The sequence below is a fragment of the Mycobacterium sp. NTMscope_MAC_269 genome, from assembly GCF_976985695.1.
Window position 1 is genome coordinate 1,963,262 of sequence record NZ_OZ335668.1, and the last position, 15,183, is coordinate 1,978,444.

The 15,183-nt window shown below is 65.4% G+C and carries 16 protein-coding genes; 12 read left to right on the forward strand and 4 right to left on the reverse strand.

Annotated features, from left to right (window positions below; genetic code table 11):
* Nucleotide 1: 1 nt before the first annotated feature.
* Nucleotides 2-1,084, reverse strand: coding sequence for an NAD(P)H-dependent amine dehydrogenase family protein (locus ACZ50Z_RS09240; RefSeq protein WP_464483279.1), 1,083 nt, complete (start codon nt 1,082-1,084; stop codon nt 2-4).
* Nucleotides 1,085-1,146: 62 nt separating this feature from the next.
* Entirely contained in the window at nt 1,147-1,935 is a 789-nt protein-coding gene (locus ACZ50Z_RS09245; RefSeq protein ID WP_464483280.1) for an SDR family NAD(P)-dependent oxidoreductase, read from the reverse strand.
* A gap of 209 nt (nt 1,936-2,144) precedes the next feature.
* On the opposite strand from ACZ50Z_RS09245, the gene ACZ50Z_RS09250 reads away from it, so the two are divergent.
* Nucleotides 2,145-2,744, forward strand: a complete 600-nt coding sequence (locus ACZ50Z_RS09250) for a TetR family transcriptional regulator (protein WP_464483281.1) — start codon at nt 2,145-2,147, stop codon at nt 2,742-2,744.
* Between the two features lie 7 nt (nt 2,745-2,751).
* Here the strand turns inward: ACZ50Z_RS09250 and ACZ50Z_RS09255 are convergent, their stop codons facing one another.
* On the reverse strand, nt 2,752-3,855 hold the full coding sequence (locus ACZ50Z_RS09255; protein ID WP_464483282.1) for an NAD(P)H-dependent amine dehydrogenase family protein: 1,104 nt from the start codon (nt 3,853-3,855) through the stop codon (nt 2,752-2,754).
* A 370-nt stretch (nt 3,856-4,225) separates the two neighbouring features.
* Here ACZ50Z_RS09255 and ACZ50Z_RS09260 point away from each other — a divergent pair, with 370 nt between their 5' ends.
* The 11 genes from ACZ50Z_RS09260 to ACZ50Z_RS09310 all read left to right on the forward strand — a co-directional run bounded on the left by ACZ50Z_RS09260 (nt 4,226) and on the right by ACZ50Z_RS09310 (nt 12,570).
* The gene (locus tag ACZ50Z_RS09260; RefSeq protein WP_464486148.1) at nt 4,226-4,891 is read left to right on the forward strand and encodes a hypothetical protein; all 666 of its coding nucleotides are present in this window, start codon (nt 4,226-4,228) and stop codon (nt 4,889-4,891) included.
* Between the two features lie 188 nt (nt 4,892-5,079).
* On the forward strand, nt 5,080-6,621 hold the full coding sequence (locus ACZ50Z_RS09265; RefSeq protein ID WP_464483283.1) for a nitric oxide reductase activation protein NorD: 1,542 nt from the start codon (nt 5,080-5,082) through the stop codon (nt 6,619-6,621).
* 25 nt (nt 6,622-6,646) lie between these two features.
* Complete coding sequence (locus tag ACZ50Z_RS09270) at nt 6,647-7,441, forward strand: AAA family ATPase (protein ID WP_464483284.1); 795 nt, start codon at nt 6,647-6,649, stop codon at nt 7,439-7,441.
* 17 nt (nt 7,442-7,458) lie between these two features.
* On the forward strand, nt 7,459-7,587 hold the full coding sequence (locus tag ACZ50Z_RS09275; protein ID WP_297595131.1) for a hypothetical protein: 129 nt from the start codon (nt 7,459-7,461) through the stop codon (nt 7,585-7,587).
* Nucleotides 7,584-8,309: a hypothetical protein gene (locus tag ACZ50Z_RS09280; RefSeq protein ID WP_464483285.1), complete on the forward strand. Its 726-nt coding sequence runs from the start codon at nt 7,584-7,586 to the stop codon at nt 8,307-8,309. Before ACZ50Z_RS09275 ends, ACZ50Z_RS09280 begins: the two co-directional genes overlap by 4 nt.
* A 14-nt stretch (nt 8,310-8,323) precedes the next feature.
* Nucleotides 8,324-8,755, forward strand: coding sequence for a hypothetical protein (locus tag ACZ50Z_RS09285; protein ID WP_464483286.1), 432 nt, complete (start codon nt 8,324-8,326; stop codon nt 8,753-8,755).
* Nucleotides 8,756-8,768: 13 nt separating this feature from the next.
* Nucleotides 8,769-9,818 (forward strand): NAD(P)H-dependent amine dehydrogenase family protein, encoded by a 1,050-nt coding sequence (locus ACZ50Z_RS09290; protein WP_464483287.1) that lies wholly within the window; start codon nt 8,769-8,771, stop codon nt 9,816-9,818.
* Nucleotides 9,815-10,237 carry a hypothetical protein gene (locus ACZ50Z_RS09295; RefSeq protein ID WP_464483288.1) on the forward strand — a complete coding sequence of 141 codons (423 nt, stop codon included), beginning with the start codon at nt 9,815-9,817 and terminating at the stop codon, nt 10,235-10,237. Before ACZ50Z_RS09290 ends, ACZ50Z_RS09295 begins: the two co-directional genes overlap by 4 nt.
* On the forward strand, nt 10,237-10,368 hold the full coding sequence (locus tag ACZ50Z_RS09300; RefSeq protein ID WP_464483289.1) for a hypothetical protein: 132 nt from the start codon (nt 10,237-10,239) through the stop codon (nt 10,366-10,368). Before ACZ50Z_RS09295 ends, ACZ50Z_RS09300 begins: the two co-directional genes overlap by 1 nt.
* Nucleotides 10,365-11,324: an SDR family NAD(P)-dependent oxidoreductase gene (locus ACZ50Z_RS09305; protein ID WP_464483290.1), complete on the forward strand. Its 960-nt coding sequence runs from the start codon at nt 10,365-10,367 to the stop codon at nt 11,322-11,324. Before ACZ50Z_RS09300 ends, ACZ50Z_RS09305 begins: the two co-directional genes overlap by 4 nt.
* Nucleotides 11,325-11,343: 19 nt before the next feature.
* Nucleotides 11,344-12,570: a cytochrome P450 gene (locus tag ACZ50Z_RS09310; RefSeq protein ID WP_464483291.1), complete on the forward strand. Its 1,227-nt coding sequence runs from the start codon at nt 11,344-11,346 to the stop codon at nt 12,568-12,570.
* Here ACZ50Z_RS09310 and ACZ50Z_RS09315 read toward each other — a convergent pair.
* Nucleotides 12,567-15,176: a sugar epimerase family protein gene (locus ACZ50Z_RS09315; protein ID WP_464483292.1), complete on the reverse strand. Its 2,610-nt coding sequence runs from the start codon at nt 15,174-15,176 to the stop codon at nt 12,567-12,569. The two genes, ACZ50Z_RS09310 and ACZ50Z_RS09315, sit on opposite strands and share 4 nt — an antisense overlap.
* Between the last annotated feature and the right edge of the window lie 7 nt (nt 15,177-15,183).

Genomic DNA, 15,183 nt, shown 5'->3' on the forward strand with positions numbered 1-15,183 from the left:
TTCACTGCTCGTTCCACATCAGCCCGCGCATCGTCGCGGACAATGGGATGTCCTCCACCCCGATCAGCCCTTGGGGTGCGCGGCACACCCAGTCGATCGCGTTGACGGCCCGACCGGCCGTCGAGATGCAGCCGGCGTCGGTGGAGTCGTAGAGGGGGTGGGATACGTGGGTGTTGATCTCCACCCGCGGTTCGCCCTCCACGACGACGCGGTGCACACCGGTGTGGCCTTCGGGCGGGAACTCCCAGTCGGGCGCGGCGGCCGAGGTGAGCCTGGTGACGTGCTCGAGGGTGATGACCGGTTCGCCGTCGCGCACACCCTCGGTGGCAAATCGGACCGCGGCCATCTGTCCGGGCTCGACCGTCATCATCGTGCACTGGATGCGCTCGGGGGTGTACCACGGTTCGCAGCGCTGGCGCACGTCGTCGAGCTTGATGTCGAGATGGTCGGCCAAGCTGCGGACCTGGCCACCCCACATCGCGACGATCACTCCGGGTAAAAACATCATCGGCGATTCGTCGTCCCGTGTAGTTCCGAAACCCATTGCCGCACCGGTGAACTCGGCATCATCGTAGTTTCCGTAGTCGAAGATCTCCTGTACGGTGATCGATGAGATCCGCGTGGTCAGGCTGGCCGCCGAATGCACCAGCGTATCGCCGGAGAAGCCGGGGTCGATGCCGTTGACGTAGAGCGAGGCGTTGCCGGACGCGCACGCACGCTCCAAGGGCTCCCGCAACCAATCGTCGGCATGGCGGGGCGTCACCAGCCAGACCATCGACGTGCCAACCACGTTGACGCCCGCCGTGAGGAACTTGGCCATCTGTTCGAGGGCTTCCATCGGCCGCGTCTCACCTTGCGAGGTGTAGACGACGCAATCGGCACCAAGGTTGAGCAGCGCGTCGATATCGTCGGTGGCGATGATGCCGGTCGGTTCGTCCAGCCCGCAGAGCTGCGCCGCGTCCTTGCCTATCTTGTCGGCGCTGGCGGCGTGCACGCCGACGAGTTCCAGATCCGGTCGGCCGATGATGGCCCGCAACGAATGCCGGCCCACATTTCCGGTGGAGAACTGTATGACTCTGCGCACTTACCCTCATCCTTCCGACCGCGGGCGATGACCCATCATGACGCGTTGCATCGCAGTCCAGGTCAGTAATCGGGGATTGGCAGTGGCGAATTGTTCGAGTCGATGCCGCCGTCGACGTGGAAGGTCGCGTTCGTCGCGTAGCAGTCGCGGGTGCACAGATACACCGTCAGCCGGCCGAGGTCCTCGACATCACCGAGCCGATGCAGCGGTGTGGCCTCCTGCATTTTCTCCAGTGACCCGGGCATCAAGTCCAGGCTGCCCCGCAGCCCATCGGTGGCGAACGACCCCAACGCGATGGCGTTGACGCGGATCTTCGGCGCGAGTTCCTGTGCCATGGCGCGGGTGAGCGCCTCGAGGCCGCCCTTCGCGACGCAGTAGGCGGTCAACGCACGGATGCCGAACCGGGCGGACCCGGACGAGATGTTGACGATGGATCCGCGTCCAGCACTGAGCATGTGTGGGGCGACGAGTTGGCTCATGATGAACGCCGATGTCACGCACCAGTCGAAGGTGTGCCGGAAGTCCTCGTCGGTGATGTCCAAAAACCGTGCATACGTGGAGCCGCCGACATTGTTGACGAGAATGTCGATGCGGCCGAACCGTTCCACCGCGGTGTTCACGACGCGCTCTGAATCGGGACGACTCATCGCGTCGGCCACGAGCGCCAACCCCTTGCCGCCCGCGGCCTCGATGCCCTCAATCGTGCCGACGATATCCGCCTCGGTGCGCGCGGTCCCGACTACTGTGGCGCCCGCCTCCGCCAGCACCCGGGCGATGCCCGCCCCGACACCCTTGCCGGCGCCCGTGACGATCGCGACCTGCCCATCAAGCCGGAACTGTTCCAACGCCATGCCGAGCTCCTTCGATCGCGCGTGGGGTGCGCCGTTCAATCTATGAACCAAGCTGACTAAAGTCAACGAACTTGGGCGATCGATATCCGTAGCGCGGTCATTTGTCCAAGAATGATCAAGTTATGCAAGCCTTTCTGATGCGAACACGGCATAATGAGGCGTTGAGCCCTGCAACTCTCGCATGAGTCGGGTCAACTGTGAGGAATGAAATGGCTGTGACGGATCGGCTGTCGGCACGTGAAGCGAAGCGCCTGCAGACGAGGGAGCGTTTGATGGGCGCCGCGATCGCGGAGTTCGCCCGCGCCGGCATGGCGGAGGCGGATGTCAGTGCCATCGTGGCCGCCGCGGGCGTCGCGCACGGGACCTTCTTCTTCCACTTCCCCACCAAGGAACATGTGCTGCTGGAGCTCGAGCGCCGCGAAGAGGATCGCATCGCCAAGCAGTTCGCCCAATCCTTGAAGTCCAAGCACGACCTTGCTTCCGCATTGAATGAGGCGGTCCGCCTCGTGGTCGGGCTGGAACGCCGGCTGGGCGATCGGCTCTTCAATGACTTTCTCGCGCTGCACTTCTCCCAGACCCGTCCCCAGACCGAGGACGGCAGGGATCACCCGTTGATCGTCTTGGTCGCCCAGGAAATCGCGCAGGCGCAGGAGCGCGGAGAGACGGATCGGGGCGTCAACCCCATGAACAGTGCGGTGTTCTTCTTGCTGGGCCTCTACGCCCTGTTGATCACCACCAACCACTGGCCGACGGGCCACACGCTGCTGGAAGACTACGTCGCGAGGACGTTGCGAAGTTTGAAGCCCTGACCCGGCGCTAGGGCCGTATGACGCCGCGCAGGGGCATAAGCCCGAGTTCCTGGTGGGACATGAACCCCGGAGGAGCGTCACAGACCGCCGGAATGGCATTCGCGGGGCCCATCGCGGTCCAGGTGTATCCGGGCAGCGCGTAGCCGCCGTTCGGGTCCTGCGCTCCCTGCAGGATCAACTCGGTGGAGGAATCGCCCTCGATCACAATGCGGTAGTGGTAATGCTGGGGCCAATCCTCCTGCGGTTCAATAGCATCGAAGGTATCCATCGTGTAGATCTCGTGAAAGACGATCAGCGGCTTACCGTCCACCCACGCCGTCCACTTGTGATGCTGGCGGGCGACAGTGCCCTTCTTGATCACGCCCTTGAAGCCCGGCATGTCGCTGCTCTCGCCTCCCTCGAAGGGGATGTCGCGGGTGGCAGTCCCGAGGTCCACCTCGGTCGTGTATTTTTCGACGGTTTTACCCATGCCCTCGACCACCATCGCCATCGACTGGGCGAACAACGGCCATGCCTGCCCCAACAGGTTTGGGCCATCCTCGAACCCGGCCGGGTCGCTGCCCATCCCCATCTCATAAAGGTATTTCAGGGTGTCCCGCCCGAAGTTCACCACCTCGTAGATGTGAATCGTGTCGATCTGACTGACGATTCGGGCCAGCGTCAGGACGAGCAGGTCCCCGGCGAACCCCGGGTTGACGCCGCCCGCGTGGAACGACGTGCCGCCCTCGTGGCATGCGGCATCGATCTTGTCGATGTCGGCCTGACTGTGCTCGGTCCGATACCACCACGCGCCGCCCGACGCGACGACATTCTTACCGCCGCGCAGTAAGCGGCACACTTCGTCGGGGTCAGACCACAACGGCGCATAGAACACGCAATCGGCGTCGAGTGCCTCGATGGCCGCCTTGTCGGTGGTCGCCCGAACGCCGGTCGGCGGTTTGCCGCAGAGCTCACCGGCGTCCTTGCCGACCTTCTCCGGACGATTGCACAGGACCCCGACCAGTTCGTAGGCGGGGTTGTGCACAAAATGACGCAGCGCTATGGTCCCGACATTGCCGACGCCCCACTGGATTACGCGATATTTCTTCTCGGCCGGCGACTTGAGCGTCATCGCTACTCCTTTGCATGGCCAGAACGCCTGAGCGCTCGCTGAGCGTAGGCGCCCGCCAAAGGGTGTGTCAACGATTACCAGCTGACTTTCGTCAGTATGGTCGCGCGGTTGATGCGACACTCGCGGCGGCGCGGCTCGGGACAATTAGTCCTGTGGTACCCGATAACTGCAGGGCGCCCGGCGGACCTCGCGGCGCGATCACGGCCGATGATGCCGACGTCTTCTGCTGACTGCAGTCAGCCTGTTATAGTTCACGGGCCGATCCAATCAGTGTCGATGGCGGGGAGAATTCGTGAATTTGCCGAAGCTGCATCAACGCGATACCGAGACAGGTGCAGCCACCCGATCGCCCGGTTCCGCCCCGCCGGGCATGACCATCGACGAGCACATGGAACGCTCGCATCTCGCGCAGCGCCGCGCCGACAAATGGCTTATCTCCGGAAGTCTCCTGATCGGCACCGCGGCCTTGGGCGTCTTCGGGCTGCCGCTGTTTCTCTGGGGAGTGCGGCTGTTGCGCCGGGCCCAGCGAGACGGCCTGTCCGTTCGACCCATGCTCATCACCCTGCTCGGCTATCTCGTCATCATCGACGCCGCCATCAACACCGTCGGGTGGGCGCTCGACCTGGTGGCAAACCACACCATTCTGGCCCGCGTGCTGCTCAACGGCTGGGGCAACATGTTCGACGCCGGTTACTTCTGGCACTACAACGAGCTGTGGGTCGGCGGCGCGGCCGGTCCGGGTGAAAAGGCCCTGGAGGTCGGCCTCATCCTGACCGTCTTCACCATGCGGATCGCCGCTGCCATCGGCTTCCTGCAGATGAAGCGCTGGGGCCACCAGTGGATGGTCATCACCTGCTGGATGGGCGTGGTCATCTGGATTACCTACGTCTTCAACATGACCATGTTCGCCGACGTTCGCTTCGCCGGCGTCGTGCTGCCCGTCGTTGGCTGGTGGCTCTACGACATCTTCTACATCACCCCGTTCCTGGCCATCCCCTATCTGCACACCGTCAACCGCGAACTGTTCTCCGACTGAAATGCGCAAGCCGAAATCCACTACGCCACCGAGGAAGTCACATCATGGGCTATCTATGGGAAATCCTTCGCTACGTCGCCGCGTGGGGCGGCACCGGACTGATCATCTGGTTTTGGTACTGGCTGTTCTCCAACATCGGCACGTTCTGAGCCACGGTCGGGGAAGGCGGAACGCGTGGGATCGCGCCGATGACTGAGCCTTCCGACGGCCACGCCATGGCGCTGGAACGCAGTTGCGCGGTGACGGCGGTCGCGCTGAGCGAGCAACGCCGCGAGGGCGTCCGGCTCGTCACCGGCGAGCGGCGAGGTTTCGGCTTGAACGCCGCGCTCACGTTCGTCCATGTCCCCTACCCCGCTCCCCGCCTCTATGGGTCCGACTGGACACGTAGAACCCTCACCTGCGGTGTGGCCCTGCAATGTTCGCCATCAAAGGAACGCATCACCGGATACCGCCTGAACGAGCTCTCCGCTCGCGAACTGCGAGCGCTCACGCTCGTCGAAGCCGGCGTCGCCGTCGGCTGGATCGCGTCGCGGTGGCCCGGCCTTTTTCCCGAGGTTCGACGGCTACTGCCCGAAATCCAGCCCATGGCCGCGGACATGGCTGCCACGCAGATGCTCGACCGGGCAATCGCATTGGCGGCGACCGGCCAGGAACTCACGGTCCCTGCGCTGCTGGGCGCCTTGCCGCTGGCCTACACGGCGCCGCACGGATTGACCGACAAGCTGCGACGCAGCTTCGGCAGGATGCCGTGGACCACCACGCAGAAGCGACGCCCGCGGCCGTACTCGGTCCCGGTCGGCGGCGATGGGGGTGTCCGCAATCCCAACCTGCCGCCGCCGAGCCGGCCGCAGGACAACGACCTCGACGTCACGCCCCAGCATCGCCCCGGGATCCCGTATCCCGAATGGAACATGTGGACACAGCGATTCATGCACGACCACGTCGCCGTCATCGAGCACGCCGAGGGTCGACACCTCCGCCGTCCGGTGCCGGTGGCCGTCGACGTCCGCAAGTGGTTCGAGGAACATACCCACCGCGCGATGACCAGTCGCCTCGAAGACGGCTCCGACCTTGACGTCGACCAATACGTCAACCACTACATCGACCTGACGACGGGTGAGGCCAAGGAGCCGAGGGTGTTTCGCGACCTGCTGCCCAGCAGCCGCGACGTCGCCACCGCCCTGCTGCTCGACGGCAGCTCGTCGTTGGGGGTGCACGGTGGGCGCGTGTTCCAGCTCGAATTGGCCTGCGCCGACGCGCTTTCGCGTGCCATGGCACTCGCGCGCGAACGTCATGGTGTATTCGTGTTTACCGGCAACACCCGTCATCGGGTCGAGGTGCGGTGCCTGAAAGACTTCGAAGACCGCCGGTTCGTGCCGCCGAGCGGCCTGGGCCTGTCCACCCGCGGCTACACCAGACTCGGTGCGCCCCTTCGCCATTTGACCAGCCGCCTGCTGGCGCAGCCCTCCGAGCGGCGCCTGCTGATCATCATCGGTGACGGGCTGATCTCCGATGAAGGCTACGAGGGCCGTTACGCCTGGGCCGATGCCGCACACGCCGTCGAGGAGGCCAACGAGGCGGGGGTGTCGATGTATTACGTGGGCGTCGGTCCGACCCGAGTCGATCCCCTTCCGGAGGTGTTCGGGCCGCGCCGGTCGCAGCGGATCCGGCGCATCGAGGAATTGCCCCGGGTATTGGCCCATGTCCATCGCGAACTGGTCGCCGCCTGACCGCCGGCCACCTGATGAGGAAGAGATGACCACCGAGACATATTTCGCCAACGGCAACGAAGTCCAGCTGTTCGAGCAGTCTTTTGCGCGGCGCCTGCCGGTGATGCTCACGGGCCCAACCGGGTGCGGCAAAACCCGATTCGTCGAACACATGGGCTCGCTGCTGCAGCGGCCGGTGGTCACGATCAGTTGCCACGACGACCTCACCAGCTCTGACCTCGTCGGCCGCTTCATGGTGACCGGCGGCGATGTCGTCTGGACCGACGGCCCGCTGACCCGAGCCGTCAAAGCCGGTGCGATCTGCTATCTCGACGAAGTCGTCGAGGCTCGCCACGACTCGTTGGCGATCCTGCATTCGCTCACCGACCACCGGCGGTCGTTGTACCTCGACCGTGCCGGCGAGGTAGTGAAAGCCCCCGCCGAGTTCATGCTGGTGTGTTCCTACAACCCGGCGTATCGCAGCTCACTCAAGGAGCTCAAACCGTCGTTCCGCCAACGGTTCGTCACGCTGGCGATGCAGTATCTGCCGCCGGACCGCGAGGCCGACGTCATCGTCGCCGAATCCGGCATTCCCCTGGCCAGCGCCCGGCGATTGGTCGGGTGCGCGGTGGCGATCCGCACCGCCGACGAAGCCTTCCACTTCGAGCCGCCGTCGACCAGGGTGCTGGTCACCGCGGCCCAGTTGATCGCGGCCGGCGCAACCGAATTGGACGCGGCCGACGCGTGCATACTCGCGCCCCTGAGCACCGACGGCGCGGTCACCGACGGTCTGCGTGAAGTCGCGGCCGCCCGCCTGGCCACCTCGAACAGTTCGTCTTAGAGAAAGGAGCAACCGGCATGGACCGACAGGAGGAGAAGCGCAAAAGAGCGCTCATCATCTTCCAAATTTTCATCTACGGCTACCTGCTGGCGATGTTCGGAATCCAGCTCTACATGTCGTTTGCGCGGGGGTGGTGGAATCTGTGAATGTGCCACTGTTGAAGCGGAATTCGGGAGGAGCGCCGGATCCGGCCGACGCGTCTGTCAGCCTCGAGGATCACCACGACGAATCGCGCCAGGCTCAGCGCCAGGCCGACAAGTGGATGATCGTCGGCGCCGCCCTGATGGGTATGTGGGCGCCGGGTCTGATCGGGTTTCCCATCTTCATGCGCGGGGTATGGCTGCAGCGCCAGGCGTTGCGCGCGGGCCTGTCGGTCCGGCCCATGATCGTCACCCTGATCGGTTACCTGACCCTGATCGATGGAATGCTCAACAGCCTGGGCTGGGCCCTGGACCTGGTCGCCAACCACACGTTGATCAACCGCGTGCTGATGGTCGGCTGGGGCAACATGTTCGACGCCGGCTATTTCTGGCATTACAACGAGCTGTGGGTCGGGGGCGCGGCGGGACCGGGCGAAAAGGCCTATGTGGCCGGCCTTATCCTCACCGTCTTCTCCATGCGGGTGGCCGCGGCGATCGGCTTCTTGCAGATGAAGCGGTGGGGGCATCAGTGGATGGTCGTCACCTGCTGGATGGGCGTGGTCATCTGGTCGGCCTACGTGTTCAACATGACCATGTTCGCCGACGTGCGGTACGCCGGTGTCGTCTTCCCGGTCATCGGTTGGTGGCTCTACGACATCTTCTACATCACACCCTTCCTCGCCATCCCCTATCTGCACACCGTCAACCGCGAAATCTTCTCCGACTGACAAGGAGTAGGACAATGAGCAGTCCTTCCGCACCGTCCACCACCGACGACAGAGATCCGGCCACCGATCTGGAGCCGGGCACCACGCCCTACTACGCGCGCATGCACAAATGGATCAAGCGCGCCGTGCTGGTGTGCCTGGTGGCACTCGTGATCGAAGGAGCCTTCACGCTGCCGTTCATGGCGATCTACTACGGCTATCCGACCTTGAGCCTGACCCAGATCTGCAGCGAGCTCCTCAAGATCCGGTACTCCAACGACACTTTGGAGTGCAAGTACCCTTACCCGCCGTTCGGACCGCCCGAGGGCGCCGAGGGCAAAGCCACCGCGCAAGACGTCTGGGGCATCCAGCCGATACCGAAGTATCACCGGCTCGGATTCCGCGAACTCGTCAGGATCCACGACGAACGGCTCGCCCGCCAAGCGCAGGCGGCGACGCACCCATGACGGGCCCGACCCGGTGACCTATCGGGTGGTCCAGTGGACGACCGGTAACGTCGGCAAGAGTTCGGTCCGGGCGATCGCCGCCAACCCGACGCTGGAGCTTGTCGGATGTTACGCGTGGTCGCCGGAGAAGGCCGGCCGCGATGTCGGCGAGCTGTGCGGGATCGCGCCGCTCAATGTCAAGGCCACCAACGACATTGACGCGCTGCTCGCGCTCAAGCCGGACTGCGTGGTCTACAATCCGATGTTCGCCGACGTCGACGAGCTGGTCCGCATCCTCGGCGCGGGCATCAACGTAGTGGGGACCGCCGAGTTCATCACCGGCCACTTCCTCGGCAAGGGGCGGGAGCGCATCGCCCAGGCCTGCGAAGCGGGCGGATCGAGCATCTTCGGCAGCGGCATCAACCCCGGCTTCATCCAACTGTTCACCATCGTGTCCGCGGGGCTCTCGGATCGGGTGGACAAGGTGTCGGTACTGGAATCCTTCGATACCACGATCTACAACTCGCCGGCGACCGAAATCCCCATGGGCTTCGGCTATCCCATCGACCAGCCGGACCTACCGGCCGTCACCGAGAAAGGATCCGGCATCTTCCGCGACGGCGTGTTGCTGCTCGCCGATGCCCTCGGCGTCGAGCTCGACGAAGTCCGCTGCGAAGCCGAGTACGCCCAGACCACCGAGGATCTGCACCTGCCCGGCGACTGGACCATCGCGAAGGGCTGCGTCGCCGGGATCCATGTTCGCTGGAAAGGGATATTGGCCGGCCGAGAGATCATCGAAATCGGCGGGCAATGGCGCAAAGGCCAAGCGCTGGAACCGGACTGGCCGCTGGACATGGGCTACACGGTCGAGGTGCAAGGCCGACCGACGATAAAGACCACACTGAGCTTCCTTCCACCGCCGGACTTTGAGGGCCAGACGTTGGACGACTACATCATGCTGGGGCTCACCATCACCGCGGTGCCGGCGCTCACGGCGATTCCCGCCGTCGTCGCCGCTCCGCCCGGCATCGTCACCTACACCGACCTCCCCTTGTTGCTACCCCGCGGAGTCCTGACACCATGACAGCAAACCAAGAACCCTCGCTCCATCACGTCGTGTTCGCCGTGGCACCGGAAAGGCATGCCGCCGCGGCACAAATGTTCAGCGATCTCGGATTCGTCTTGCAACCGCTGCAGCTGGCCGAGCTCGGCCTGGACATCCACCTCGACTGGAATCGGGGCATCGAGCTGATCAGCCCGATTCCCGGGTCGACCGGGGATGTGGCCGTTTCGGTGACCGAGTTCCTCGAGCGCCACGGCGACGGCGTGTTCACCGTGGTCATCGGTGTCCCGGAAGCCGCCACGGCCGACGGTGTCGCCGAACGCTACGGCGCGACAACGCGATTCCGGCAACACATGGAGGGCGATGGCACCTACCTCGACGAAAACGACGTATCGATCCTGGGGCTGCCACTGACATTCCTGGCGACCAACATTCCGTGATGGGAGACGGCATGGCGCAACAGCGTGACCCGCGGGAAAGTGCCGAGGTCGACTTGGACGATCTGCCCATGGCACGCGACCACGGCGTCGGATGGGCGGCGCTGCGGATCCTCGCCACGGAGAGGTCATGACCGATCTTCGGTTCGACGGAAGGGTCGCGATCGTCACCGGGGCCGGCGGCCAGGAGCCCAGCCTGGGTCGCTCACACGCCAAGCTGCTTGCCCAGCGAGGAGCCAAAATCGTCGTCAACGACCTCGGCGTCGGGCCTGACGGCCGAAACATTCTGCGGGCCAACGCCGAGCAGGTCGCCGACGAAATCTGCGCGGCGGGCGGTGACGCGGTGCCGGATCTGCACAGCGTCGCCGATCAGGATAGCGCGCGCCAAGTCGTCCAGACCGCGCTGGACGTGTGGGGCCGCCTCGACATCCTGGTGAACAATGCCGGAGTCTGCTTCATGGCGCAGTTCGACGAGATCTCCGACGCCGACATCCGCAACGTCATCGACGTGCACCTGATGGGAACCGTGTGGATGTGCCGAGCGGCGTGGCCCCACATGCGGGACGCCGGTTACGGCCGGATTGTGAACACCACCTCCGGGGCGATGTTCGGATTGGAAAATCTTTCCATCTACGGTGCGGCCAAGGGCGGAATCTTCGGGCTCACACGCGGTCTCGCCGTCGAAGGGGCGCCGCTGGGCATCAAGGTCAACGCGTTGGGGCCGGCCGCCAACACCAGTGCCGTGCGGCATTTCAACAACCCATCCGCCTTCACCAAGCTGATGGAGGATCACTTCCCGACTGGTCTGGTGTCACCGGCGGTGGCGTTCCTGGTTCACGAGAATTGCCCGGTATCCGGAGCCAACCTCGAGGCGGGCGGGGGAAACGTGGGCATTCGGGTGTTCGGTCAGACGACGGGCACATACGACGCCGATCTCACCATCGAGAAGGTGCGGGACAACTTCACGGCGATCACCGACACGTCCACGGCCAGGTTGATGCCGGATTTGCCCGACTCCGGTGAGCTGGCCCCCGGAGAGGCCATTTCGGCGCCGATCGAGGTACTACCAAAGCGCTACCAACCGAACTGATTTCGGCCGAGGAGACACCATGACCGTCGACACCGCAGCACCCAGCGTCTTCGACGCCGGCCTCCCCACGCTGCACTACGACATCACCGACACCGTGCACCAGGTCGCCCCGCGGATCCGCGAGGCGCGCAAGCGTTCTCCGATCGCTCTGGGGCCGTTGGGACCCGAGGTGCTCGGCTACGAACTCGCCCGAGGAATACTTCGGGATCCCCGGTTCGTCTTCCCGCCCGGCATGCACATGACGGCTCGCGGGATAACCTCCGGCCCGCTCTATGACCGGGTGCTGGGCACCATCCTCGGGATGGAAGGCGAGGAACATCGGCGGCTGCGCAGTCTGGTGTCCAAGGCCTTCACGCCGCGGGCGTCCGCGCGCATGGAAGACACCATCGACACGGTGATCAACGAGTTGATCGATCAGGTCGCCCAGGCCGGCCGCTGCGATTTCGTCACCGACATCGCCCGGCCCTACCCGATCCCGATCATCTGCGCGTTGTTGGGCGCACCACCGGAGGACTGGGAGCAGTTTTCGCTATGGGCGGAGGACATTTTCAAGATCGTGCGGTTCGACTCCGACCTGGCGAACGAGCAACACATCGTGATGCGGGCGTGGGACGAATTCGACTCCTACATCGACGACATGATCGCCGAACGCCGGAGCCGGTTGACCGATGACTTGATCTCCGAACTGATCCGCGCGCAGGACGACGGCGACCGGCTGAGCAACTCGGAGATGCGCATGCTGGCGTTCAGCATCCTGTCCGCCGGCACCGACACCACCCGCAATCAGCTCGCCGCGTGCATGCACGCGCTGTGCGATCACCCCGACCAGCTGGCGATGCTCCGCGACAATCCTGCCCTCGCGATGCCGGCTGTCGAGGAATGCATGCGCCATTCGCCCGCGGTCTGTACCACCCTGCGCACCGTCCTCGACGATGTCACATTCGCCGATTACACCTTTCCGGCCGGCACCTTTATCTCGGTGAATACCTTTGCCGCCAACTGCGATCCGGAGGTCTATCCGCACCCGGGCCGGTTTGACATCACCCGCGAGGACCCGCCGCCCATCCTGACGTTCGGCGGCGGTGCCCACTATTGCCTTGGCGCGAACCTCGCCCGAACGGAACTCGCCGGAGCGCTCAAAGTCCTCGCCCGACGCATGACCAACCCACGCCGCGTGGCGACGGCACAGTGGAAACCGATGCTCGGGCTGAGCGGACCGGTCGGTCTGGAGATGGAGTTCGACTAGCTCGGCGCGTCGTCCGCAGGCAGCTCCAGGACGTGGATTTCGCCCGTGGCACCGTCGACCTCGACCAGGGCGCCCGGCGGCAACGCCCGCGTGGCCCCCTGAACGTCGACCACACAGGGGAAACCGAATTCGCGGGCCACCACGGCGGCGTGGGACATGGGGCCACCCAGTTCGGTCACAACGGCTGCGGCGTAACAGAACGCAGCCGTGTATCCGACGTCGGTGACCTCGGCGACGAGGATCTCGCCGGGCTGCAGGTCATCGATGGTTCCGGGGCGCACGATGCGCACCCGGCCGCGCACCCGTCCCCCGCACACGCCGACACCGCGCATAGTGCCCCCGCTGGCCAGGGCCGCCGACGAGGGCGCAGTCGGCTGCCAACTTCCGCTGAAGACCGTCGGCGGCGCCACCGCGACCAATCGGCGTTGTTCGGCCCGGCGCCTGGCCACCAGCGCGCCCACATCCGCTGGCAGGGCATCCAGTTCGTCGACGAGCAGATAGAACACGTCATCGGCGTTATCGAAGACCCCCGCCCGCACCGACCTGCGCCCGAACTCGCGCAGCAGCTTGCGCAGCACCCAGTTCGCCCGCACCACCTTGTCGCGGCGGACCTCACGGTCGCGCAACTGTTGGGTGGCCAGCACCGCAATTGGTTTGGCGTGCAACGGAATCTGGGGGCGCTGGGGTTGCTGCGCGGACGGCGCGCTCATCGCCCTCGTTACCATCCGGACCAGCAGCTCGGGGTCGTCGGCGTAGCTGGTCGACAGCATCTCAAGCTCGGCCGGACCGCGATGGCCGATGAGCGCGAGCTCATCCAGCAGAGCGGCATGGAATTCCGGTGCCTCGACGGCGAGCTTGTCCAGCCGGTCCCCCGGTTCGCCCAGCAGTGCCGTCACTTTCGGATCGCGCTGCGCGGCGACCACCAGCCGCTGCATCGCCTCGACCGAACGCGCGCTGACCAATTCCGGACCACCGGGCGCGGCGATGTCTCGTCCGCTCAGCCCGCGCAGCAACACGTTGAACGCCGCACACAGCAGGAACGAGCCCGCCGCCAGCACCCAGCCGTGCACCACCTGATCCCGTGCCAGCGAGATCAGGCTCAGCAGCCGGCGATCGTCGATTCCGGCCAAGTCGCCGTCGGTCAAGCGTTCCAGGCGATCGACGTCGGCAACGAAGTCGCGGGTGTCGGCGGGCGCGCCGGCCGACAGCCCGATCAGGTTGACGCCGAACACCCCGATGTTGCGGACGGTGCGCAGTTGCTTGCGGATTCGATCGGTGTCCGAACGCGGATGCTCCTCGCCGAAGATCGGCAGGGCGGCCATGCTCGGGCCGAAGAATCCGCTGTTGCTCACCACCGTCGTGGGCTTCACGAAAGGCACCGTCTCGGCCATGAAGTGCGCGGTCGTGATCGCGCCGTACAACCGGTGGGCGAACACCGCGACCATGCGCATCGCGATTTCGCGCTGAATCATCCCCCCGGGCCGTAACCTCTCGGCAACGCACACAGCGCTGGCCCGCAGTCCGCGGACCGTCGCCGATGCCGACGCCGGCGAGAACGGGCCCGGGAGCGCCTCCGACAAGTTCGTGGCCAGAAACGTGGGAAAGCGCGGGTCGATCGGTGTGTCGAATTCCCCGTTATCTCCTGCTGCGCCCGCCAAATTGGGTTTCACGCCGTCCTCGCTCGGCGCGTCGACCGAAGGCAGGTCCTGGATGTTGGCCAACCGCCACGGCAGCGATACCACCCGTTTGCCGACGGTGACCCGGCCGCGCACGGCCAGCGCGAAATCGTCAATGCACTCGCCGGACTCCCAGGTCGGCTGGAATGCCCACTCTTCGACCAGCCGCGAGGTGTCCATGAGCGCGGCTTCCCGCAACTGTCGCACCTCGACCGGCTCGACGCCCCACCGCACAACCGGGCGGCGCAGCGCGGCGGCGATCTGCCTGAACGTCACCTCTCCGGGGGCTGCGAGATTCACCGGACCACCGCCGATTTCACTTTTCACGATCGCAAGGTGGAACAGCCGAAGCGCGTCGTCGAGGTGGACGACCTGCATGCGGCGATCGGTTGACCCGGCGGGAAACATTGGTCGTGCCAACAGCCAGCGCACCCAGTTGTCGACGCTTCGGCCGACGATCAGCGCGGAGCGGATCGCGACCCACTCCCTGCCCGACTCCGCCAGCATGCGTTCGACCCGGGCGTTGAATTCGCCGTCAACGGTGACCGGGGCCAAGGCGTCGTGTTCGGCCTTCGGCGCATTGCCCCCGCCATAGACATGCGCGGTCGACGCGAAAACGATTCGCCTGGACCCGGTCTCGACCATCGCGTCGAGCACATTGTGGGTGCCGTCGATATTGACCTCGTGGCCGATCCGTTCGTCGTGCCCGGGAGCGTTCGCCCACGCGCAGTGCGCGACCACTTCCGCGCCGGCCAAGGCGCGCTTGACCGCGGCCGCATCACGGATGTCGGCGTGGACGAAGTCGGCCGCGCTCGGCCAGCTTTCGGGGCGGTGGCGGGCGACGCCGACGACGTCGTGGCCCTGGGTGAGCAGCCGCAGGGCGAGGCCGCGGCCGAGCACTCCGCTGGCCCCGGTGACAGCAATTCTCACTGGGTGC